This is a genomic window from Novosphingobium sp. SG751A (assembly GCF_013149295.1).
In the GTDB taxonomy this organism is placed as follows: domain Bacteria; phylum Pseudomonadota; class Alphaproteobacteria; order Sphingomonadales; family Sphingomonadaceae; genus Novosphingobium.
This window is the reverse complement of record NZ_JABGCB010000001.1, coordinates 13,603-36,133: the sequence shown is the minus strand read 5'-3', so window position 1 is coordinate 36,133 and position 22,531 is coordinate 13,603. Positions and strand designations below refer to the sequence as shown.

At 63.1% G+C, this 22,531-nt stretch carries 21 protein-coding genes and 4 tRNA genes; 10 read left to right on the top strand and 15 right to left on the bottom strand.

What is annotated here, in order from left to right:
- Nucleotides 1–10 precede the first annotated feature (10 nt).
- From phoB to recJ, 8 genes are all read right to left on the bottom strand, one after another.
- Entirely contained in the window at nt 11–700 is a 690-nt protein-coding gene (gene phoB, locus FHW96_RS00180) for a phosphate regulon transcriptional regulator PhoB (RefSeq protein WP_172338558.1), read from the bottom strand.
- A 30-nt stretch (nt 701–730) separates the two neighbouring features.
- Entirely contained in the window at nt 731–1,411 is a 681-nt protein-coding gene (phoU, locus tag FHW96_RS00175; RefSeq protein WP_168605258.1) for a phosphate signaling complex protein PhoU, read from the bottom strand.
- Between the two features lie 120 nt (nt 1,412–1,531).
- Nucleotides 1,532–2,788 carry a cell wall metabolism sensor histidine kinase WalK gene (locus tag FHW96_RS00170; RefSeq protein ID WP_253950658.1) on the bottom strand — a complete coding sequence of 419 codons (1,257 nt, stop codon included), beginning with the start codon at nt 2,786–2,788 and terminating at the stop codon, nt 1,532–1,534.
- Nucleotides 2,789–3,018: 230 nt separating this feature from the next.
- Nucleotides 3,019–3,093 (bottom strand) — tRNA-Glu (locus tag FHW96_RS00165).
- A 21-nt stretch (nt 3,094–3,114) separates the two neighbouring features.
- Nucleotides 3,115–3,189: transfer RNA gene (locus FHW96_RS00160), tRNA-Glu, on the bottom strand.
- 28 nt (nt 3,190–3,217) lie between these two features.
- Nucleotides 3,218–3,292 (bottom strand) — tRNA-Glu (locus tag FHW96_RS00155).
- Between the two features lie 28 nt (nt 3,293–3,320).
- Nucleotides 3,321–3,395: transfer RNA gene (locus FHW96_RS00150), tRNA-Glu, on the bottom strand.
- A gap of 134 nt (nt 3,396–3,529) precedes the next feature.
- Nucleotides 3,530–5,233 carry a single-stranded-DNA-specific exonuclease RecJ gene (gene recJ / locus FHW96_RS00145; RefSeq protein ID WP_253950688.1) on the bottom strand — a complete coding sequence of 568 codons (1,704 nt, stop codon included), beginning with the start codon at nt 5,231–5,233 and terminating at the stop codon, nt 3,530–3,532.
- A gap of 280 nt (nt 5,234–5,513) precedes the next feature.
- Between recJ and FHW96_RS00140 the strand changes: the two genes are divergently transcribed.
- Genes FHW96_RS00140 through FHW96_RS00125 form a run of 4 tightly spaced genes read left to right on the top strand, consistent with a single transcriptional unit; the run spans nt 5,514 to nt 8,090 of the window.
- Nucleotides 5,514–6,260 carry a hypothetical protein gene (locus FHW96_RS00140; RefSeq protein WP_172338556.1) on the top strand — a complete coding sequence of 249 codons (747 nt, stop codon included), beginning with the start codon at nt 5,514–5,516 and terminating at the stop codon, nt 6,258–6,260.
- Nucleotides 6,245–6,868: an AHH domain-containing protein gene (locus tag FHW96_RS00135; RefSeq protein ID WP_172338555.1), complete on the top strand. Its 624-nt coding sequence runs from the start codon at nt 6,245–6,247 to the stop codon at nt 6,866–6,868. Before FHW96_RS00140 ends, FHW96_RS00135 begins: the two co-directional genes overlap by 16 nt.
- A gap of 30 nt (nt 6,869–6,898) precedes the next feature.
- Nucleotides 6,899–7,519, top strand: coding sequence for a hypothetical protein (locus FHW96_RS00130; protein ID WP_172338554.1), 621 nt, complete (start codon nt 6,899–6,901; stop codon nt 7,517–7,519).
- Nucleotides 7,520–7,550: 31 nt separating this feature from the next.
- Nucleotides 7,551–8,090, top strand: coding sequence for a hypothetical protein (locus FHW96_RS00125; RefSeq protein ID WP_172338553.1), 540 nt, complete (start codon nt 7,551–7,553; stop codon nt 8,088–8,090).
- On the opposite strand, the gene trmFO is transcribed toward FHW96_RS00125, so the two are convergent.
- The 3 genes from trmFO to gyrA form a co-directional block, all read right to left on the bottom strand.
- Entirely contained in the window at nt 8,087–9,445 is a 1,359-nt protein-coding gene (trmFO, locus tag FHW96_RS00120; RefSeq protein WP_172338552.1) for a methylenetetrahydrofolate--tRNA-(uracil(54)-C(5))-methyltransferase (FADH(2)-oxidizing) TrmFO, read from the bottom strand. The two genes, FHW96_RS00125 and trmFO, sit on opposite strands and share 4 nt — an antisense overlap.
- A gap of 274 nt (nt 9,446–9,719) precedes the next feature.
- Complete coding sequence (locus tag FHW96_RS00115; RefSeq protein ID WP_172338551.1) at nt 9,720–10,058, bottom strand: DUF952 domain-containing protein; 339 nt, start codon at nt 10,056–10,058, stop codon at nt 9,720–9,722.
- Entirely contained in the window at nt 10,055–12,772 is a 2,718-nt protein-coding gene (gene gyrA / locus FHW96_RS00110) for a DNA gyrase subunit A (RefSeq protein ID WP_172338550.1), read from the bottom strand. The genes FHW96_RS00115 and gyrA overlap by 4 nt, the downstream gene beginning before the upstream one ends.
- A 303-nt stretch (nt 12,773–13,075) precedes the next feature.
- Between gyrA and FHW96_RS00105 the strand changes: the two genes are divergently transcribed.
- The gene (locus tag FHW96_RS00105) at nt 13,076–14,332 is read left to right on the top strand and encodes a hypothetical protein (protein WP_172338549.1); all 1,257 of its coding nucleotides are present in this window, start codon (nt 13,076–13,078) and stop codon (nt 14,330–14,332) included.
- A 72-nt stretch (nt 14,333–14,404) separates the two neighbouring features.
- On the opposite strand, the gene FHW96_RS00100 is transcribed toward FHW96_RS00105, so the two are convergent.
- Nucleotides 14,405–15,064, bottom strand: a complete 660-nt coding sequence (locus FHW96_RS00100; RefSeq protein WP_172338548.1) for a carbonic anhydrase — start codon at nt 15,062–15,064, stop codon at nt 14,405–14,407.
- Nucleotides 15,065–15,207: 143 nt separating this feature from the next.
- Here FHW96_RS00100 and lipA point away from each other — a divergent pair, with 143 nt between their 5' ends.
- Together lipA and FHW96_RS00090 are read left to right on the top strand one after the other, a co-directional pair.
- Nucleotides 15,208–16,152: a lipoyl synthase gene (gene lipA, locus FHW96_RS00095; protein ID WP_172338547.1), complete on the top strand. Its 945-nt coding sequence runs from the start codon at nt 15,208–15,210 to the stop codon at nt 16,150–16,152.
- Nucleotides 16,153–16,159: 7 nt separating this feature from the next.
- Complete coding sequence (locus FHW96_RS00090) at nt 16,160–16,600, top strand: type II toxin-antitoxin system RatA family toxin (protein ID WP_172338546.1); 441 nt, start codon at nt 16,160–16,162, stop codon at nt 16,598–16,600.
- A 3-nt stretch (nt 16,601–16,603) separates the two neighbouring features.
- Here FHW96_RS00090 and FHW96_RS00085 read toward each other — a convergent pair whose 3' ends face one another.
- From FHW96_RS00085 to FHW96_RS00075, 3 genes are read right to left on the bottom strand one after another with little or no spacing between them, the layout of a single operon-like run.
- Nucleotides 16,604–17,143, bottom strand: a complete 540-nt coding sequence (locus tag FHW96_RS00085) for a CinA family protein (protein WP_172338545.1) — start codon at nt 17,141–17,143, stop codon at nt 16,604–16,606.
- The gene (locus tag FHW96_RS00080; protein ID WP_172338544.1) at nt 17,140–17,670 is read right to left on the bottom strand and encodes a hypothetical protein; all 531 of its coding nucleotides are present in this window, start codon (nt 17,668–17,670) and stop codon (nt 17,140–17,142) included. Before FHW96_RS00080 ends, FHW96_RS00085 begins: the two co-directional genes overlap by 4 nt.
- Nucleotides 17,670–18,833 carry a bifunctional 2-C-methyl-D-erythritol 4-phosphate cytidylyltransferase/2-C-methyl-D-erythritol 2,4-cyclodiphosphate synthase gene (locus FHW96_RS00075; RefSeq protein ID WP_172338543.1) on the bottom strand — a complete coding sequence of 388 codons (1,164 nt, stop codon included), beginning with the start codon at nt 18,831–18,833 and terminating at the stop codon, nt 17,670–17,672. The genes FHW96_RS00080 and FHW96_RS00075 overlap by 1 nt, the downstream gene beginning before the upstream one ends.
- An 86-nt stretch (nt 18,834–18,919) precedes the next feature.
- On the opposite strand from FHW96_RS00075, the gene dusB reads away from it, so the two are divergent.
- From dusB to FHW96_RS00060, 3 genes are read left to right on the top strand one after another with little or no spacing between them, the layout of a single operon-like run.
- Nucleotides 18,920–19,933, top strand: coding sequence for a tRNA dihydrouridine synthase DusB (gene dusB, locus FHW96_RS00070; RefSeq protein WP_172338542.1), 1,014 nt, complete (start codon nt 18,920–18,922; stop codon nt 19,931–19,933).
- Nucleotides 19,933–21,093, top strand: coding sequence for a nitrogen regulation protein NR(II) (locus tag FHW96_RS00065; protein WP_253950657.1), 1,161 nt, complete (start codon nt 19,933–19,935; stop codon nt 21,091–21,093). Before dusB ends, FHW96_RS00065 begins: the two co-directional genes overlap by 1 nt.
- Nucleotides 21,094–21,098: 5 nt before the next feature.
- Nucleotides 21,099–22,514 (top strand): sigma-54 dependent transcriptional regulator, encoded by a 1,416-nt coding sequence (locus FHW96_RS00060; RefSeq protein WP_172338541.1) that lies wholly within the window; start codon nt 21,099–21,101, stop codon nt 22,512–22,514.
- Nucleotides 22,515–22,531 lie beyond the last annotated feature (17 nt).

The following is a 22,531-nucleotide window of genomic DNA, read 5'->3' as shown; positions in this document are numbered from 1 at the left end:
GCTGCGGGCTTCAGACCGCTTCAAGCGCATAGCCTGCCGAACGCACGGTGCGCACCGGGTCCAGCGTGCCTTCCAGCTCGATCCCCTTGCGCAGGCGGCGGATATGGACGTCCACGGTGCGCAATTCAATATCGCTGTCCGTGCCCCACACCGCGTCGAGCAATTGCCCGCGCGAGAACACGCGGCCCGGATGCTCCATGAAGAACTTGAGCAGACGAAACTCGGTCGGCCCCAGCGCAAGGATCTGGCCCTTGCGCGTCACCTTGTGCGCGGTGGCGTCCAGCGTCAGGTCGCCCACGGTGATCTGCTCGCCCGCCAGCGCGGGGCGGATGCGGCGCATGATGGCCGAAACGCGCGCGATCAGTTCGCGGGGGCTGAAGGGCTTGGTGATGTAATCGTCGGCTCCGGTTTCAAGGCCGCGGATCATATCGTCCTCGGCCCCGCGCGCGGTCAGCATGATGATCGGCACATGGGCCGTCGCCTTGTCGCGGCGCAGGCGGCGGCAGACCTCGATTCCGCTGGTGCCCTCGATCATCCAGTCGAGCAGGACCAGATCTGGCGCCTCCTCGGCGGCCAGCAACAGCGCCTCGTCGCCATCGGGCGTGGACAGGACCGTATAGCCCTCCGCCTGAAACCGGAATTCCAGCAGTTCCGCCAGCGCCGGATCATCTTCTACCAGCAAGAGCCGGGGTTGTTTCATGGATGCCCCCTGATACCTTATTGAATGAGTTTAGTTTTCCGGCCGTTCCAGCCGGTCAACCACATATTCTGCCGTGGCCGCGTAATAGACCTGTTCGGCAATATTGGTGGCGTGATCGCCAATCCGCTCAATGTTGCGAGCAATGAACAGCAGATGCGCGGCCGAGGTGATGGTGGAAGGATTCTCCATCATGAACGAGACCATGTTACGGAAAATGCTGTCATAAAAGGCATCGACCCGCGCATCGCGCTCGATCACGTCCACCGCCAGCGCGGGATCGCGCGCGGCAAAGGCGGTCAGCACGTCATGCACCATCTCGCCCGCGATTTCGGCCATCGCCGGGATCAGCGTCTGCGGCTCGGAGTTCAGGCGTCCCTCGATCCGCGACACGCGCTTGGCGATATTCTTGGCATAATCGCCGATGCGTTCGAGGATGCCCGCGATCTTCAGGGCGGCCAGCACCTCGCGCAGATCGTCGGCCATGGGCGCGCGCAGGGCGATGATCTTGACCGCAAGCCTATCAACCTCAGCCTCAAGTCGGTCGATCTTCTTGTCGCGCTCGATCACCTGCGCGGCCAGTTCCTGCGAGCGTTTCGTCAGCGCCTCCACGGCCTCGCCAATCGCCAGTTCGGCCAGACCACCCATTTCGGCGATCAGCCCACGCAGCGTGGTGATTTCCTCGTCAAAGGCCTTGACCGTATGTTCTGCCACTGGACGCAATTCCCTGTTCAAGCTGTGATGGAGTGATCGTCACATACATGTCACAAAAGGCAACATCCATGTCCGTTCCAACCAGCCTTGAAAGCGCCATGCATCGTTTTCATGACAGGACTATGACGGACTTGTGACTTTTTGCTCTTTGGCCGGGATCAGCGGCAGGCGCACCGAAACCTTGGTGCCCACGCCCACCTTGCTGGTAATGTCCAGCTTGCCGCGATGGCGTTCTACCACATGCTTTACAATCGCAAGACCAAGCCCGGTGCCGCCCGCCGCGCGGCTGCGGCCCGGATCGGTGCGATAAAAGCGTCGGGTCAGATGGGGCAGATGGTCCGCCGAAATTCCCGCGCCCCGATCGGTGACCAGAAATTCGGCCATGCCGCGCGGTGCATGGGTCAGCGCGACCGTCACCGGCTGATCCGCGTCGCCATATTTCAGAGCATTGTCGATCAGATTGCGCAGGACCTGCTCGATCTGTTTCACATCGCCCGCCACCTCAAAGGGGCCTTCGGGCTTGGCAAATTCGACGCGGGCCGGATTGCCCGGCGGCGGCGCAAATTCGCCCACCACCCGCGCGGCCAGCGGCGCAAGGTCGATCTGCGAGGTGGGCGCGTCATGCTTTTCCGCCTCAAGCTGAGACAAAGACATCAGGTCGTTGAGCAGCGCCTGCATCCGCCGCGCCTCACGCAGGACCGTGCCGAGGAAGCGCTGCATCACCGCGCCATCCATCTTGCCCACGCTCTCGCTGATCGTTTCGACATAGCCGATGACCGAGGAGAGGGGGGTGCGCAATTCATGGCTGGCATTGGCGACGAAATCGGTATGGGCGCGGCTGATGTCGGCCTCGGCGGTGCGGTCGCGCGCCTCGATCACCCACAGGCCCGGATAGACCGGGCGGCGCGTCAATTGCCACAGGCTGCCGCTGCGGGTCAGGCCGCGGATACTGGCGGTGGCAGTTTCATCGTCGGCGCTGTCGAGCAGGCGGATCGCATCGGGGTGGCGCAGCGCGATGCGCGGGTCCTGACCCAGAATATGTTCGCCCAGCGCCGCGCGCGCGGCGGCATTGGCGTCGATGATTCGCGCCCGGTCCACCAGCATCATCGGCGCGCCCGTACCCTCCAGCGCCGAGATCAGCGCGCGGCGCACCATATGGCCCTGTTCAAGCTGTTGCTGGCGCGCATTGCCCTCGATTTCGCGCGGAGCGTCGGGTTCGGCCTGATCGCTGCACCACCACCACACGGCGAGCAGCGAAAAGGTCCAGAACGCCCCGGTCAGAGCCACCATCAGCAAGCCCGCTCCATCCAGATAGAGCAGCAGAAGCGTCAGGAATTCGAGGATGATGGCAGGCCAGGGTAGCTTGCTGTCGCGCATTGCTCGGATCGTCCATTCCTTGGCGCCTGCATCAGGCCAGACGCTGAATTCAGCGCATGGGGAAGGGGTATGACAGTTTTATGAAACCACCAAGCATTGTGCGTAAGATGTGCGCAAGAATAGACGATGGATCAAGGCAATGGTCGGAATGAAACAGACCGAAAGACGGCGCGCCATCATTGGCGGCCGGCCGTGCCGGATCATCCGGGCGATCGGTATAATTTGAAGAATGGTGACCCCTACGAGAATCGAACTCGTGTTTCAGCCGTGAGAGGGCCGCGTCCTGACCGCTAGACGAAGGGGCCTAATGGCTCTGATTTTACAAGTGGTGACCCCTACGAGAATCGAACTCGTGTTTCAGCCGTGAAAGGGCCGCGTCCTAACCGCTAGACGAAGGGGCCATCCTTGAAGCCAAGGCAGGCTATGTAATGGTGACCCCTACGAGAATCGAACTCGTGTTTCAGCCGTGAAAGGGCCGCGTCCTAACCGCTAGACGAAGGGGCCAACCTTGAAACCAAGGCGAGCTATGTATTGGTGACCCCTACGAGAATCGAACTCGTGTTTCAGCCGTGAAAGGGCCGCGTCCTAACCGCTAGACGAAGGGGCCAACCTTGGCTTGCGCCTTGGTGAGGCCGCGCATTTATGGAGAGGGGGCCGGTTGGTCAAGTCTCAAATCGCGTTACTATCGGAAAAAACGCAAAATTTATCATGAATCCTTTTTTATCAGTATTTTGACTGGGGTTACGCCCATGCCGCATCATCCACATGCAATTCGGCGGCCCGGCGCGAACCCCAATCGTCGATTCGTGCCCGCCCGGCCAGCCACAGCTTGCGCCCATGGTCGCCATGGATCAGTGTCTGGCCCATCTCGGTCTGGGCCGCGCGAAAGGCCATCGCCTTGAAACTGGCGCCATCTTCGCCGCGAACAATCATGCGCAAATGATCCGCGCCCACTACATCGGCCTTGACCACGCGCACCGGCCCCACCGCCACGCGCGGCCCCGGCCAGCCCATGCCATAGGGGCCTGCGCTCTCCAGCAATTCGACCAGTTCGGGCTGCAACCCGCGCGGCGCCACGGCCAGATCGAGCAGCAGCGATTGCGCGCCCTGCGCCCGCCCGACATCGCCCGCCAGACGGTCATCCAGCCAGTCGGCAAAGGCATCAAGCCGGTCCTGAGCCACGGTCAGGCCCGCCGCCATCGCATGACCGCCGCCTGCCACCAGAAAGCCCAGCTCGCGCGCGCCAATGATTGCCGCGCCCAGATCTACGCCCGAAATCGAGCGCCCCGAACCCTTGCCCACGCCATCATCGTCCAGCGCGATCACCAGCGAGGGCTTACCGGTCTTTTCCTTGATCCGGCCCGCCACGATACCGATCACGCCAGGATGCCATCCTTTGCCCGACACCACGACCACGCTGCGGTTGCCCTGCCGCTCGATCTGCAACTCGGCGGCCTCCTGCACGGCCATTTCGATGGCGCGGCGCTCTTCGTTCAACCGCGAGAGCTGCTCGGCAATCTCGCGCGCTTCCTCGCCATCCTGCGTGGTCAACAGGCGCACGCCGAGTGTTGCCTCGCCCACGCGGCCGCCCGCATTCACCCGCGGCCCCAGCGCAAAGCCCAGATCGGTGGCCGTGGGCGCGCGGTTCAACCGGCTTGCGTCGATCAGCGCCGCCATGCCGATATTCTCGCGCCGCGCCATCACCTTCAAGCCCTGCGCCACCAGCGCCCGGTTCAATCCATGGAGCGCGGCCACATCGGCCACTGTGCCCAGCGCCACCAGATCGAGCAGGGCGAACAGGTCCGGCTCGGGCCGCTCGGCAAACCATCCCTGCCCGCGCAGCACCCGCACCAGCGCCACGCCCAGCAGAAACGCCACACCCACCGCCGCCAGATGGCCATGGGCCGCGCCAATGTCGCTTTCATCCAATCGGTTGGGGTTCACCAATGCCAGCGCCTGAGGCAATTCCGCGCTGCATTTATGGTGATCGACCACGATCACCTCGACCCCGGCATCGGCGGCCATGGCCAGCGCCTCATGCGCCATGGCCCCGCAATCGACCGTCACGATCAATTTGGCACCCTCGGCCCCCAGCCGCACCAGCGCCTCGCCGGTGGGGCCATACCCTTCGAGCAGGCGGTCGGGGATGTAATGGCGCGCATCATGGCCCAGCATGCGAATCAAGCGGATTAGCAAAGCCGCGCTGGTTGCCCCATCCACGTCATAATCGCCGTATATGGTTATCGTCTCTTTCCGTTCGATGGCATCGGCCAGACGCCGAGCGGCCAGTTCCATATCGCGAAATTCGGACGGATCGGGGAGAAATGCGCGCAAGGTCGGCGCGCGGTGGCGGGGCAGATCCTCACGCGCAACGCCGCGTGCCAGAAGCAGTTGGGTGATAATATCGTCGCTCAGCCCGCCCGAAGCGGTCTGGGCCATGTCCATATTGCCCCCGCGCCAGCGCCAGGCCTTGCCCGAAAGCGAAGATTCGGGACGGATCCATTGTGTCAATTCTGCATGCATAATGGAGGGGATTAGACCATCTTTGGCTCGACAGAAAGGGTAGGGGATTTGTTAAACATGGAGTGCCAATAAGAAAACGGAAATACCGCGTAGGGCTTGTGCCACTATGGTTAGAATGGCCGGGACTCGACGTCGTGAAACTAAAAATGCCATACGTCATGTGTGATGCCATTTGTTTGGAGGCCATAGCACGGTTGAATTGATGACAGTTCCGACCCCCACCTCTTCCGCCTTTTATGTCCAGTTTCCGCAAGGACGTGCTCCCGGCGCGCAGGCCGTGCTTGATCTTTTGAAGCAAGCTACTGACGCAGCAAGGATTTTGACAGTAGCGCATCAACCGCAGGATGATGACGACTGGCTTGAGCTTTTGTCGAGTGGACTGACTTTTGATCTTTGCGGTCTGTCCGGCGGTGTGGCCGCGCCTCAGGTGGCTGTGCGCTACGGCGTGGCGGCGGACACCGATCTGGATCATTCGGCGTGGCTCCGCCTGGCGCCGGGCGCGCATCTTTCGGGCGGGCGCAGCCAGTTGCCCGTGGTCCGGGTGATGGCAGGCGTGGTGTTGGCGCTGCTTGATCTGCCCGATGCGTTGGGCGTGGCATGGGGGCCGGCGCGCACGGTCATGAGCATCGAGCATTTCCGACGCATCATTCCGGGCTGGCTGAAAGGGGGTGCCTTTCCGGCATTGGGGCTGACGGCTCTGTCGCGCGATGCAGCGGGGTGTGTGGTTAGCGAGGGATTAAGTTTTTTTACTGGACTTGAACTGCGAATCGAGCCACTTCTTGCCAAACAGCCCGGCTTGGCTGGCAAGATTGCCGTAAGACTTATCCACAGTTTGGTGGAAGGGTGGACGGTGAATGAGCCGATCGAAGTTGAAGGGCCGGAAGGGGAAATTCTTGGGGTATTTCCCGAGGAAAATGGAAAAATTCTTAGGGTATGTCCAGCACGCTGACGAACATTCTCGCCACAGTGTCGCCAGTTGCGGGGGCCGCCACCATTCCTTCTGTGCGGGCGGCTTTGGCTCATTTTCGTCATCGCGTCCGACCTGATCTTCCCTTTCGTGTCATTAACCAGTCGGGCAGCCCCGATTATGACCCGGGATTGCAGCGCCACCATATCCTGCCCAAACAATTGCTGTCGCAGCGCTGCTTTGGCCCGATGTTCGATGTGATCGGGCGCGAACGGGTGGGGTTCGACGATTTTCGCAGCAATGGTCTGCTGCTGCCCGCGCATGATACGGCGGCGATCAAACTGGCCTTGCCTATGCATCGCGGGCCGCATCGCGATTACAGCGCGCTGGTGATGGAGCGGGTGGGGCAGGTCGAGGCGCGCTGGTCCGGCATTCGCGGCAAGGCGCCCGAGGTGGCGATGGTCGAGGCGGTTCAGCGCTTGACCCTGCTGCAAAAGGCGCTGCGTCGCCGGTTGCTGCGCCCGCAGGCCAAGCCGATGGTGCTCAGCCGTTATGATCCGATGCAGCGGCATGTCGATTTTACCGAACTGGACGCGATGGTTGATATGCTCTGGCCCGAGACGCAGGAATTGGCCGATCTGGGGCTGTAATCACGCGCGCCTTGGGCTAAAGGCCCGCCCATGTCTCAGGATCTTCTCGATAGTTTGCCCGCGCCATGGCGCCTTGCGGTCGCCTATGCGCCGGTGGCCACGCGCGACCGCTGGTTGACGATGCTGGCGCTGGATGTGCGTCTGGCGGGAGTCGTGCGCGGGGCGCGTGAGCCGATTCTGGCCCAGATGAGGCTGGCATGGTGGCGGGACCGGCTGCGCGATGCGGCGGATAAATGGCCGCGCGGCGAACCTTTGCTGGCGGCGCTGGCATGCTGGGATGGCGGGCATGGCGCGCTGGTGGGGCTGGTCGATGGCTGGGAGGCTTTGCTGGGCGAGGCGCCTTTGCCGACCGAATCGTTTGAGACGTGGATCGAGGGGCGAGTGACCGCCTGCGCCGCTCTGGGCGAGGGGGCGCAAGGCATGGCGCGCGGTTGGGCGCTGGGCGATTTGGCCGCCCATCTGGGCGATACGCAGGAGCAGGCCGCGGTGGCCGATATGATCGAGGCGCATGGCTGGCGCGGGGTTCGATTGCCGCGCACGATGCGCCCGCTGGTGATTCTGCATGGGCTGGCGGCGCGAACCAAGGGGCGTCAGGGCGCGGAAAACATTTCGCTTTTTACGCTTTTGCGGCTTGGCATGCTGGGGATCTGAGCTACTCTCCCTATAAATTGGGAGGGGCAGAATGGGGCGGTTGATCATCGGCGCAATCTCGGCGCTGGTTTTGGTGGGCGCGGGGTTTTTTTGGTGGCAGGGGCGGGCCAGCCTCGAACATGCCGCGCCTTTGCCCGCCGTTTCGGGGGCACCTGCCGACAGCGCGATCGAACTGCCCGATGCCGATCCGCATGGGCGCGGGCCCGCCTTGCCCAATGCGGTCAAGAAGGTGATGTCCAAGGAGGACAGGCGCTTTAACCGCTATGACCGGAATCGCGATGGTTCGATCAACCGCAATGAGATGCTGTCCACCCGCGTAAAGGCGTTTCAAAAGCTGGACATGAACCACGACAATCTGCTCAGCTTTGAAGAATGGGCGGTCAAGACTTCCAATCGTTTCAAAGAGATCGATCGCAATGGCGATGGCATCCTGAGCCATGCGGAACTGAACGCCTATTACGCCGCGCAGGACGCCAAAAAGGCCGAGCGGGATAAGGCCAAAGCCGATTGCGCCTGCGGCAAGGCGGGTCCGAAAACCCGCCCTGCGCCGGACGATGATGACCCCGATTAAGCGGTGATTTGGGCCACCCAAGGCGCCAGATCGCCCTTGGCGCGCTCGGTATAGACCAGCTTGCGCGCAGGCTTCTTGATCTTCTTTTCGGTGACGATGGGCGGAAACAGGCCGAAATTGATGTTCATCGGCTGATAAGTGTCGGCCTCCGCGTCGCCCGTAATATGGGCCAGCAGTGCGCCCAGCGCCGTGGTGCGCGGCGGCTCGGCCCAATCGCGGCCTGCCAGTTCGCAGGCCGTCATGATCCCCGCCAACATGCCCACGCTGGCGCTTTCGACATAGCCTTCGCAGCCGGTGATCTGTCCGGCAAAACGGATGTGCGGCGAGGATTTCAGCCTGAGTTGGCGGTCCAGCAAGGTGGGCGAATTGAGGAAAGTGTTGCGGTGCAAACCGCCCAGCCGCGCAAATTCGGCGTTTTCCAGCCCCGGAATCATGCGGAACACGCGAGTCTGCTCGGCATATTTCAGCTTGGTCTGGAAACCGACCATGTTGAACAGCGTGCCCAGCTTATTATCCTGCCGCAATTGCACCACGGCATAGGGCCAGCGGCCCGTGCGCGGGTCGTCCAGCCCCACCGGCTTCATTGGGCCGAAACGCAACGTATCTTCGCCGCGTTCGGCCATGACCTCGATGGGCATGCAGCCGTCGAAATAGGGGGTGTTGGCCTCCCATTCCTTGAACACGGTCTTTTCGCCGCTCAGCAATTCCTCGCGAAAGGCCAGATATTGCGCCTTGTTCATCGGGCAATTGATGTAATCCTTGCCGTCCGATCCCAGCGCGATGGAGGCCTCAGCGCCCTTGTCCCAGCGTGCGGCGCGCCAGGCAATGTCCATATTCACCGTTTCGGCATAGACGATGGGGGCGATGGCGTCGAAAAAGGCGAGGCTGTCCGCGCCCGTTGCCGCGCCGATCTTTTCGGCTAAGGACGCGGCCGTCAAAGGCCCCGTGGCCACAATCGTCAGGCCCGTATCTGGCAGCGTGTCGACCCGCTCGCGCGTCAGCGTCAGATTGGGCAGGGCGGTCAGTTCTGCCTCGATCGTGTCGCTGAACACGTCGCGGTCCACTGCCAGAGCAGACCCAGCCGGAACCCGCGCCTTGTCCGCCGCGCGCATGATGAGGCTGTCGAGCGCCCGCATCTCGTAATGCAGCAGGCCCACCGCGTTGGCGGTGTCATCATCGCTGCGCAGGGAGTTCGAGCAGACCAGTTCGGCCAGCCCATCGCCCTGATGCGCCGGGCTGCGCTCTCCGGTTCCGCGCATTTCCGAAAGGCGCACCTTGAAACCGCGCTTGCCCAATTGCCATGCCGCCTCGGTTCCCGCGAGGCCGCCGCCGATGATGTGTACGTCATATGTCATGAGGGCGGGCTTTAGCTATTGTGGGGGAGGGGGGCAAGGAGGGGCAGGAAGATGCCGCCGGCGGGCAAAGGACGGGGGCCCTTTGCAATCCCGTTAATGGGGTGATTGGTGCGGCGGCGTGGTGCTTGGGGATGTGAATAAGGCCTGCGGGCGGAAAGGTGGAAACTATCCGCGCCGCAGGCATTCAAATTTCGCGTCCGAAACGCCACGCCGAGCCCAAGGCGCCACGCATACAGTAACGGGAGCGCGAGGGACGAGTCCCTCGCATTCATCTTCAAGCCGCAGGCAAAACCACCGAACCATCGCCCGAGCGCACCAGCGGCCCATGGGCCACCACGGCCGACAGCGGCAAATCCCCATACACATGCGGAAACAGCGCCCCGCCGCGCGAGACTTCCCACTTCACCGCATCACCCAACGCCGCCAGATCGACCGTGGCGATAAACAGATCGTCTATTCCGGCGAAATGCTTGTCGATGGTTTCGGCCAACTGCGGCTCGGCCGAGAGGTGGATATAGCCATCGGCCAGATCCACCGGCGCGCCCTTGAACACGCCATCGGCAAGGAACTGCGCCATCTGCGGCGCGGTCAGCACTTTGTGCGCGACGTTCATTCGCCCGCCGTTCCTTCGGGCGCCGCCTCTTCGCCGGTCTCCTCTTCGCCTTCGCCCTCGGCCAGACGCACAGCAGAAACGACATGTTCATTATCGGCCACGTTGAACAGGCGCACGCCCGCCGACCCGCGCCCGATCACGCGCAGCGACGAGAGCGGCAGGCGGATCATCTTGGCCTGATCGGTCACCAGCATAAGCTGATCAGCCTGAACGGCGCGGAAGCTGGCTACGACTTCGCCATTGCGGGCGATGTTGTCGATATTGGTGATGCCCTGACCACCGCGCCCAGTCCGGCGATATTCATAGGCCGAGGACAGTTTGCCATAGCCGTTGGTGCAGACGGTGAGGATGAATTCCTCGCGCGCGGCCAGTTCGGCCATGCGCTCTGCCGAGATCGAAGGTTCGCCTTCCTTCTCGCCCTTCCACGGCGCGAATTTCAGGTAATCCTCGCGTTCCTCGCTGCTGGTGCCCACTCGGTGCAGGATCGAGAGCGAGATCACCTCGTCATCACCCTTGAGCAGCATGCCGCGCACGCCGGTTGAGGTACGGCTGGTAAATTCGCGCACTTCATCGGCGGCAAAGCGGATCGCCTTGCCCTGACGGCTTGCCAGCAGCACGTCGTCATCCTGCGACAGGAGCGCCACGCCGATCAGGCGGTCATCATCGCCTTCCTCGAACCGCATGGCGAATTTGCCGTTCGACGGGATATTGGCAAAGGCATCCATGCTGTTGCGGCGGATATTGCCCTTGGCCGTGGCGAACACCACCGAGAGCGCGCCCCAATCGGCCTCATCCTCGGGCAGAGGCAGCACAGTGGCGATCGTCTCATCCTTGTCCAGTGCGGGCAGCATGTTGACAATCGGGCGACCGCGCGTGGCCGGGCCGCCTTCGGGCAGCTTATAGACCTTGAGGCGATAGACCTTGCCCGCTGTGCTGAAGAACAGCACCGGATTATGGGTGGTGGTGACGAACATCGTCCCCACGGCATCCTCTTCCTTGGTGGCCATGCCCGCACGGCCCTTGCCGCCGCGCGCCTGTGCGCGGAACGTGCTGAGCGGGGTGCGCTTGATATAGCCATCCATCGTCACGGTCACGACCATGTCGTCGCGCTCGATCAAATCTTCGTCATCAATGCCATCGGCGGCGGCGGTGATTTCCGACACGCGCGGCGTGGCAAAAGCGGCGCGCACCTCGATCAGCTCCTGACGGATCACGCCATATAGCTTGGCGCGGTCGCCCAGAATCGAGAGATATTCGGCAATCGCCTTGGCCAGACTTTCGAGTTCGTCGCCGATTTCGTCGCGGCCCAGCGCCGTCAGGCGGTGCAGGCGCAGGTCGAGGATCGCCTTTACCTGCGTTTCGCTCAGGCGATAGGTAGGCGCCGAAAGCTCGTCGCTGCCTTCCTCAATCGCCTCGACCAGACGGATATAGGAGGCGATTTCACCCATCGGCCATTCGCGCGCCGACAAAGCCGCGCGCGCCGCGCCCGGATTGGGCGAGCCGCGGATGATGCGCACCACCTCGTCCAGATTGGTGACCGCGATCACCAGACCCAGCAAGATATGCGCCCGGTCGCGCGCTTTGTTGAGCTCGAACTTGGTGCGGCGGGTAATCACTTCTTCGCGGAAGGCGATGAAGGAGGTGAGAATATCCTTCAGCCCCAGCACTTCCGGACGCCCGCCACGGATGGCCAGCATGTTCGCGGGGAACGAGGATTGTGCGGGCGTGTTGCGCCAGATCTGGTTGAGCACGACCTCGGGCGTGGCATCGCGCTTCAAATCGACGACGACGCGCACGCCTTCGCGGTTTGATTCGTCGCGGATGTCGGAAATGCCCTCGATGCGCTTGTCCTTGGCCGCCTCGGCGATCTTTTCAACAAGGCCTGATTTGCCCACCTGATAGGGGATCGAGGTCAGCACGATCGAGCGACGGTCATTGCGGCCCGTCTCGATGACATGCCGCGCGCGCATGATGATGCTGCCGCGCCCGGTGTTATAGGCGTTGCGCGCGCCGCCCTGGCCCAGGATCAGCGGGGCAGTCGGAAAATCCGGCCCCGGAATGATCTTCATCAGTTCATCGGTGGTGATTGCCGGATTGTCGATGGTGGCCAGCGCGCCGTCGATCACTTCGCCCAGATTGTGCGGCGGGATATTGGTAGCCATGCCGACCGCGATGCCGCCCGCGCCATTGACCAGCAGGTTGGGGAAGCGCGCGGGCAGGGCCTGCGGCTCGCTCTCCGACCCGTCATAGTTGTCAACGAAATCGACGGTGTTCTTGTCGATATCGGCCAGCAGGCTGTCGGCCACCTTGGCCAGACGCGCTTCGGTATAGCGCATCGAGGCCGGCGGATCGGGGTCCATAGAGCCGAAGTTGCCCTGACCATCGATCAGCGGCAGGCGCATCGACCAGTCCTGCGTCATACGCGCCAGCGCGTCATAGATCGCCGCGTCGCCATGCGGGTGATACTTGCCCATCGCATCGCCGACGATACGCGCCGATTTGCGATAGGCCTTTGAATGATTGAAGCCGTTCTCGTGGCAGGTCCACAGGATGCGGCGATGCACCGGCTTCAACCCGTCGCGCACATCGGGCAACGCGCGCGCCACGATCACGCTCATCGCATAATCGAGGTAGCTGGTCTTCATCTCGTCGACGATATCGACGCGGGTGAATTCGCCCATGGGGCTGGCGGTCAGGGTGGTTTCGTCGCTCACGCGCGTGTTTTCATTCTTCGATTGTTGTGGGACTGGCCCGGATTGCATGTCTCTAGGCCATGGCGTCGCCTATGGCCAGCGATTGCATCGCCTAGTGGGCCGGATCGAATGCGTTTTCCACAACCGGGGCATATCTCCTGGCGCGCAATCGCTGCCATGCGCACAAAGTCGTAGTTCAATCGTGGTTCACACGCGACAGGGCAGTAAGGCGATAGTTGCATTGACGCGGATTTGCCTTAACAAGCGCAACGTTCAGTTTGGGGCGGCACATCGGTTGCCATGCCAAAGAGGAGATAGATTGCAATGAAGCTTTCCCTTTCGCGCTTTGCTTTGGCCGTGGCGCTGGCTTTGCCCGTGGCGGGCGCTGGCGTGATGGTGGCGGCCCCCGCCATGGCGGCGCCTGCTGGTCCCGATCTTTCCAAGCCGTTTCTGGCTGTCGGCGTGCCTTTCCAGACCGCTCTGGAAAAGGTGAAGAAGGCGCCCAGCCCCGAAGGCATTGCCGATCTGCGCGCGCAGTATGAAAAGGTTCTGGCCGCCGCGACCAAGCCTGATGACAAGTTCACTGCGGGCAACTGGGGCATCCAGCTTGGCAGCCTGGCCAAGGACGATGCGCTTCAGGGCAAGGGCATTCAATTGATGGTCGACAGCGGCAAGACCCCGCCCGACCTGCTGCCCAAGCTGCACTTTGCGCTGGCCCAGATGGCGCTTCAGGCCAAGGACAATGCGGGCGCCCGCAAGAACCTTGATGCCTCGATCGCCGCAGGCAACAAGGAAGCTGAGCCGCATGTATGGCTGGCCGAAATCAATTTCGAGGAAAAGCAGCCCAAGGCCGGCTTTGACGAATTGAACAAGGCGATTGCGATTGCCGGGACGGCGGCGCCGGAAAACTGGTATCGTCGCGGTCTGGGCTTTGCCTATGAAAACCGCGATTATGCTCAGGCGGTGAATTTCTCGACCGGGCTGGTCAAGGCCTATCCTGTGACCAAGAGCTGGTCGGCCGCGATTGCCGTGCTGCGCGATCTGGGTCAGTTGCCCTCGCAGGACACGATTGACCTGATGCGCCTGATGGCGCGCACCAACAGCTGGGCTGAAGAACGCGACTATGGCGAATTCGTTCAGGCTGCTGACGCTCGTCGTAATCCGGGCGAAGTGAAGGCCGTGATCGAAGCCGGTGTTGCCGCTGGCAAGCTCGACGCATCGAAGACCTTCTATGCTGAAGCGCTCAAGACCGCGAATGGCCGTATCGGCCCGGACAAGGCCTCGCTGCCCGGTTTTGAAAAGGATGCGCGCGCCGCCAATGCGACTGTGGGCACCGTGTCGGGCGCGGCTGATGCGCTGCTGTCCTATCACGAATCGGCCAAGGCTGCGGAACTTTACAAGATCGCTCTGGGCAAGCCGGGCGTGGACAAGCCGGTCGTGCTGACCCGTCTGGGCATCGCACAGGTGGATGCGGGCGATTATGCCGGTGCGCAGGCCACTTTCGCGCAGGTCGAAGGGCCGCGTAAGCCGATGGCTGAACTCTGGTCGCTCTATGCGGCGCAGAAGGCCGCCGGCAAGTAAGGTTTAAGCCTTTACGGAAAAAGGAAAGGGGGCGACGGGAAACCGCCGCCCCCTTTTCGTATTCGGCCGCCTTTATTCGACCGGGGCAAATTCGCCACTGGTTTCATCCAGCAGATGCAGCACGCCGTCCGAAATGGCGAAGAAGGCGCCGCGCAGCTTGAGGCTGCCCTTGGCTTCCTTTTGCGACACGCAGGGAAAGCTTCGCAGGTTTTCGAGGCTGACCTTGACGCCTGCCTGCTCCATGGCGCGTTCGGCGGGGCGCCCGGTGGTGCCGTGCTGATGGGCCACCGAATCGCGCGCTTCGTCCAGCAGCGAGATCCAGTTGGCGACAAAGCCGCCCTGGCCCGGCTCGGTGCCTTGCAATTCCTGCGTCAGCGCCGCCTTGCAGCCGCCGCAAAGGCCGTGGCCCATGACGATGATCTCGCGCACCTTCAAAACCTGCACCGCAAATTCGAGCGCCGCCGAGACGCCGTGATGGCCCGGCGTGGTTTCAAACGGCGGCACCAGCGCGGCCACATTGCGCACCACAAAGATTTCGCCCGGATCGACATCGAAGATCTGCGAAGGATCGACGCGGCTGTCGGAGCAGGCGATCACCATCACTTCGGGCTGCTGACGCTCGCCCAACTGGCTCCAGCGCTCACGGTGCGGGGTCCAGCCGGTTTCGCGGAAACGGTGATAGCCCGCGATAAGACGATCAAGCGGGGCGGGGGCGTTACCCGAATCTGACATCTCGTTCTCCTGACGATGGCGGGCATCAGGGATTCGACCCGTCATGCCCATGGGCGCCGATTGCCCCGAAGCCCGCCCGAAGGCCAGCAGAAACTCAAACTTAACTCTGGAAAGAGCCGCCTCATGCGCCTATCTGGCAGGCCATGAACGACCTCTCCACGCCTCCTTCGCCCGATTCCGTACCCGTCACACAGCGCAAGCCTGACTGGATCCGCGTCAAGGCGCCGGTCAGCCGCGAATATGGCGCCACGCGCGACCTGATGCGCGGGCTGGGCCTCAATACGGTGTGTGAAGAGGCGGCCTGTCCGAATATCGGCGAATGCTGGACCAAGAAGCATGCCACGGTGATGATCCTTGGCGATGTCTGCACTCGCGCCTGTGCGTTTTGCAACGTCAAGACCGGCATGCCGCGCAAGGTGGACCTGAACGAGCCCGCCCATGTGGCCGAGGCCGCCGCCAAGCTGGGGCTGGAGCATATCGTCATCACCTCGGTGGACCGCGACGATCTGCCCGACGGCGGTGCCAGCCAGTTCGTCAAGGTCATCAACGAATTGCGCCGCACCACGCCCAACACGACGATCGAGATCCTGACCCCGGACTTCCGCAACAAGATGCGCCCGGCGATCGAGGCGATCGTGGCGGCTGGCCCGGACGTGTATAATCACAATCTGGAAACCGTGCCCCGCAACTATCCCACCATCCGCCCCGGCGCGCGCTATTATTCCTCGCTGCGCCTGCTCGAAGAGGTCAAAGCGCATAACCCGCTGATCTTTACCAAGAGCGGCATCATGCTGGGCCTTGGCGAGCAGCGGCTGGAGGTCCATCAGGTGATGGATGATATGCGCAGCGCGCAGATCGACTTCCTGACCATGGGCCAATATCTGCGCCCGACGCCCAAGCATGCCGAGGTCAAGGAATTCGTGACGCCTGCCGCCTTCAACGCCTATGGCGCGATTGCGCGGGCCAAGGGCTTCCTTCAGGTCGCGGCCAGCCCGCTGACCCGCTCGTCCTATCACGCGGGCAAGGATTTTGCCGAAATGCGCGCGGCCCGTGAGGCCAAGCTCGCCAAGGCAGCGGCCAAGGCCTGATCCCGCGATGCCGAGTATTCATGAGACGCGCCGCCTGCCCTATTCGGCCAAGCAGATGTTCGATCTGGTGGCCGATGTGGGTCGGTATGGCGAATTCCTGCCCTGGGTCGTGGCCACGCGGGTAAAGAGCAATGACGGGCGCGAAATGGTGGCCGACATGCTGGTGGGCTTCAAAATGCTGCGCGAGAAATTTACCAGCCGCGTGGTGTTTGACGCCCCGCGCGAATTGACCGTCCATTACCTCGACGGGCCGATGCGCGATCTGGACAATGTGTGGAAGTTTCGCGACGTGGATGGCGGCTGCGAGCTTGAATTCGACGTCAGCTTCACTTTCCGCAACCCCTTGTTCGAAAGCCTTGCCGGGCAATATTTCGACAAGGCGTTCCGCAAGATGGTGGCCGCTTTTGAAGAGCGTGCGGCCAAACTCTATGGTGGTGAGCCGGCCTGAGGATCACTCCTCCTCGGCGGGGGGCTCCATGGGGGCCTCTTTTTTCGGCAAGAGCAGTTCAAGCGCGACCTTCACCGCCTCGGCGCGGATTTCGCTGCGGCTGGTGGGGGCAAAAAAACGCTCCTCGGCCAGCACTTCCTCGCTGTTGCGCTCGGCCTTGGCAAAGACCACCAGGCCGACCGGCTTTTGCGCGGTGCCGCCATCAGGCCCGGCAATGCCGCTGATCGCCACGGCCACATCGGCGTCCGAATTCTTCAGCGCGCCCTGCGCCATCGCCCATGCGCAGGCGCAGGAAACCGCGCCGAACGTGTCGATGATGTCGGGCGAAACGCAAAGCAGCTTTTGCTTGGCCGCATTGGAATAGGTGACGAAACCGCTTTCCACCACCGCCGATGAACCGGCAATCTCGGTCAGCGCCGCCGAGACGAGACCCCCGGTGCAGCTTTCGGCCAGCACGACCTTGCGGCCCAGCGCGCGGTTTTCCGCGATCACCTGTGCGGCCATTTCCATAATGTCGGGAGCGAAGAAGGAAGCTTGAGTCATTGTGTGCAAATCACGATTTTGCCAAGGCGCGCTTGTCCGGCGCGCGACCCGAGGCCGATGGCAAGGCCGATGGCCTCAGCCGTGCTTTCGGGCGGCAGGGGGGAGAGGATCGCCAGCAGCCGGTCCAGTTCCGGGCAGCGGGCGATGGGGAGCTTTTCGGCGACCATGCCGGTCACCATGGTTTCCACGATCTGCTGTTGCTGCGGATCGGGCAATTGGCCCAACAGGGCGGAAATATCGGTGGGGGCGCCCGTGCTCATCTTGCCGATGGCGGCCTTGGCGCCGGGCCAGAGTGTGGGTTTGACGCTGGCATAGCGGTCGATCATACCCCGCGCCGGCCCGCGCAGAAACGCGCCATCGGGCAAGGTGGGGCCGCAACGCTGGGCCACACCCGCAATCGTGCCGGGCAGGGCAAAGCCGACCAGCGAGGAAAATTCGGCGGGCGACAGACAAGGCTCGGCAGCGCGCGCCATTCCCGGCGCGATCACCAATAAGGCCGAAGCCGTCAGGGCAAAAATCCGTGCCATCAGGCTAGCAACAGCGTGGCGGCGGCCTGGGCGGCGATGCCTTCGCCGCGCCCGGTAAAGCCGAGTTTCTCGGTGGTGGTGGCCTTGACGCTGACCAGCCCTACATCGACGCCCATGATCGCGGCCAGACGGGCGCGCATCGCCTCGCGGTGCGGGCCGATCTTAGGCGCTTCGCAGATGATCGTTACATCGACATGGCCGATGGCATAGCCCACTTCGCCCGCCAGCTTGACCGCATGGGCCAGAAAACGGTCCGAGGCCGCGCCTTTCCATTGCGGGTCGGAGGGCGGGAAATGCTGGCCAATATCGCCGCGCGCGCAGGCGCCGAGGATCGCATCGACCAGCGCGTGGATCGCCACATCGGCATCGCTATGCCCGCTCAGGCCCTGATGATGCTCGATCTTGACCCCGCAGAGCCACAATTCCTCGCCATCCTCAAGCCGGTGGACATCATAGCCCGTGCCCATCCGCACCGGGGGCAGAGTTGGGGCAAAATCGCCGGCATAGGTCAGCTTGTGCAAGGCTTCATCTCCATCGACCAGAGCGATACCCAGACCATAAGCCTGAGCAACCTGTGCATCATCACCCGCATTGGTTGGGCCATCCCACGCGCGATGCGCGGCCAGAATATCGGCAAAGCGAAAGCTTTGCGGCGTCTGCACCCGGCGCAAGGCCTCGCGGCGGGCTGGCGCTCCCATCAGATTGTCCGAGGCGTTACACAAGCTGTCCACGACGGGCAGAACAGGAATCGCGCCGGGCTGATGCTCCAGCGCCGTTTCCAGCCTTTCGACCACCATCAGAGGCAGGATCGGACGTGCGGCATCATGGATATGCACGATGGCGGGCGCGTCATTGGCCAGAGCCTCCAGTCCGGCGCGCACCGAATCCTGCCGCGAGGCGCCGCCTGCGACCAATCGCACCGGCAGGCCATCCAGCGCCGCCGAGGCCACATCCTGCGCGCCATCGGGGATCACGACTACAATCGGCGCCACGCCCGCCGCCATCAGGCGCTCGACCGAATGGCGCACCACCGGCTTGCCGCGCCACATTGCGAATTGCTTGGGCATGGGTTGGCCCGCGCGCAGGCCCGCGCCTGCGGCCACAATGATGGCGGCGTTACGTGGTTCTGCTTGAGTCGTGGCTGGAGTCGGGGCGCTGCTCATGGATCGCGCCGGTAATCCCTTGCTGTGCGGCGCGCAATCCTTTATGCGCTGCCCACTTTTTAGGCACGCCCCATAGCAGAACATTCATGACAGACACTCCCATCCCCCCCACCTTAAAGCCGATCCATATCGGCCCCGTCCAGATCGACTGCCCAGTCGTGCTGGCCCCGATGACGGCTGTCACCGATCTGCCGTTTCGGCGGATTGTGCGGCGCTACGGTTCGGGTCTGAACGTTACCGAGATGATCGCCAGCCCCGCCGCCATCCGCGAAACGCGCCAGTCGATCCAGAAGGCCGCGTGGGACCCGATGGAGGAGCCGGTCTCGATGCAGCTGGTGGGCTGCGAGCCGGACCAGATGGCCGAGGCGGCCAAGATCGCGGCGGACAAGGGCGCCTCGATCATCGACATCAATATGGGCTGTCCGGTAAAAAAGGTGGTCAATGGCGATGCCGGTTCGGCGCTGATGCGTGTGCCCGATCTGGCCGCTCGGTTGATCGAGGCCTGTGTGAAGGCGGTTGATGTGCCCGTCACGGTCAAGATGCGGATGGGCTGGTGCCTTGACAGCCTCAACGCCCCCGAACTGGCGCGCACCGCGCAGGATCTGGGCGCGAAGATGATCACCGTTCATGGTCGCACCCGCAATCAGATGTATAAAGGCACCGCCGACTGGGCCTTTGTGCGCAGGGTGAAGGAGGCGGTCGATATTCCCGTCATCGTCAATGGCGATATCTGCACGATCGAGGATGTGGCCGCGGCCGTCGAGCAATCGGGCGCCGATGGCGTGATGATCGGGCGTGGTTCCTATGGGCGGCCGTGGCTGTTGGGCCAGATGATGCATTGGCTGGAGACGGGCGAGCGTTTGGACGAGCCTTCGCTGGCCGAGAAATATGCTGTGATCCTTGAGCATTACGAGGACATGCTGGCCCATTATGACATCAAGACCGGCGTCAATATGTTCCGCAAGCATATCGGCTGGTACACGCACGGCCTGCATGGGTCGGCATCGTTTCGCAACAAGGCCAATTTCATGGACGACCCCAGGGATGTGAAGGCCGCGCTCCACGAATTTTTCGCGCCGCTGTTGCAAGACGCGGCCTGATGGCGCCCGATCAGCCCGACGCCATTCCCCCCGCGCCCGACGCGCGGCGCATGTTGCTCAGCCTGCCTCAGGCGGTGGTGCTGCTGGCGCCGGGGCAAAAGATCTCGATGGCCAATCCGGCCGCCGAGCAGTTTCTGGGCCAGAGCCAGCGTCGCCTGTTGGGGCGCTCGCTGGTCGATGTCGTGGCGCTGGACGATGAACGCCTGATGCAGCGTGTGTATGAAAGCGATGCGCCGATCACCGCGCGTCAGGTGGACGCCCATGTGCTGGGTCAGGGCAGTCGCCGGATCGATATTGCCACCACGCCGGTGATGGATGCGCCGGGCTGGATGATGGTCACTTTGGCCGACAGCGCCACGGTCGAGCCGCTGGGCCAGTCGATGCCGGGCGATGGCGACGGGCGGCTGCGCGGGCCAGAGGTGCTGGCCCATGAAATTAAGAACCCGTTGGCGGGCATTCGCGGCGCGGCGCAATTGCTGGCGCGCAAGGTGGAGGGCAGCGACCGCGCGCTCACCATCCTGATCGCCGACGAGGTGGATCGCATTGCCAAGCTGATCGATCAGATGCAGACGCTCTCGCGCCGCACGGCCGATCCGGTCGAACCGTGCAACCTGCATGAAACCATCCGCCGCGCCAGCACAATCCTGTCGGCGGCGGGTGCAGAGGATGGCAAAGCGCGGATCGAGGAGGAATTCGACCCCTCGCTGCCCCCCGTTCTGGGCAGCGCGCATGGGCTGGTGCAGGTGCTTATCAACCTGCTCTCGAACGCGCGCGAGGCGACGCAGGCAACCGACAACCCTCGCATCATTGTGCGCACGCGCTTCGTCTCGGGCCTGCAATTGCACGCCACTGATCGCGGCAAAGCGGTGCGTCTGCCCATCGAGGTGCGCGTGTCGGACAACGGGCCGGGCATCGATCCATCGGTGCGCGACCAGATTTTCGAGCCTTTCGTCACCAGCAAAAAGACCGGGCAGGGGCTGGGTCTGGCGCTGGTGCGCAAACTGGTGCGCGACATGAACGGGCGCATTACCCATGATCGCGACGAGGCGGCTGGCTGGACACATTTCCGTCTGCATCTGCCGATTGCGACCATGGGGGCATCGCTGGGCGGAACGGGCCGTTCCCGGCGCAAATCGGCCCAAGACGCTATTAACGGATAAGATTTATGACCATTTTGCTGGTTGAGGACGATGAGTCCATCGCCATCGTCATCACTGCCGCGCTGGAGGCCGAGGGCTTTTCGGTGGTGCGTTGCGATTCGATTGTCGAGCGTGACCGGCTGCTGACCACTCAGGAATTTTCCGCGCTGGTCACCGATGTGATGCTGACCGATGGCGACGGGATCGAGACGCTGGGCCGGGTGCGTGAGGGGCACCCCGATCTGCCCGTAATCGTGCTGTCGGCCCAGAACACGCTGGATACGGCGGTGCGCGCGTCGGACACCGGGGCGTTTGAATATTTTCCCAAGCCTTTCGACATTGACGAACTGGTGCGCACGGTGCGCCAGGCGGCAGGCTCGCAGGGCGCTTCGCTGAGCGGGGGCGTGGATGACGGGCCGGGACAGGGCTTGCCGCTGGTCGGGCGTTCGGCCTCGATGCAGGCGGTGTACCGGATGATCACGCGCGTGCTGCGCAATGATCTGACCGTGCTGATCCTGGGCGAGAGCGGGACGGGCAAGGAACTGGTGGCCGAGGCGATCCATCAGTTGGGCCACCGTCAGAAGGGGCCTTTCGTGGCGGTCAATACGGCGGCGATTCCCGCCGATCTGATCGAGAGCGAATTGTTTGGCCATGAAAAGGGGGCGTTTACCGGCGCGGTTGCCCGCCATATCGGCAAGTTTGAGCAGGCGGCGGGGGGCACTTTGTTCCTCGACGAAATCGGCGATATGCCGATGCAGGCCCAGACCCGCCTGCTGCGCGCGCTGCAATCGGGCAGCATCCGCCGCGTGGGCGGGCGCGACGAGGTGAGCATCGACACGCGCATCGTAGCGGCCACCAACAAGGATCTGGAGCCGATGATCGCGGCGGGGCAATTCCGCGAGGATCTCTATTACCGGCTCAATGTGGTGCCGATCCATTTGCCGCCCTTGCGCGAAAGGGCCGATGATATTGCGGCTTTGGCGCGGCATTTCCTTGCGCTGGCGGCCACCGAAGGGCTGCCCCGGCGGCGTCTGGCGCCTGAGGCCGAGGCGATGCTGATGCGCCAGCCATGGCGGGGCAATGTGCGCGAGCTTCGCAATTTCATCTATCGTTTGGCATTGCTGGCACGCGAGGATGTGATTGATGAGGCGGCTTTGGAGCCGATGCTTGCCTCTGCCGCGAGGGCTGAGGAGCAGGTGGACGTCCCGCTCGATCTCAACAGCGCGGTCGAACGCTGGTTGGGCGAGCATAATCCGCCGCCCGGCACAGTATATGACGCTGCGCTGGCGGCGTTTGAAAGGCCGTTGTTTAACCGTATTCTGGCCGTAACCGGGGGCAATCAGTTGCGCGCGGCGCAAATGCTGGGGATCAATCGGAACACTCTGCGCAAGCGCCTTGGCGAACTGGCGATAGACCCGGATTCCTTCCTGCGTCGCCCATAAGGCGGGTGCGACCTTTG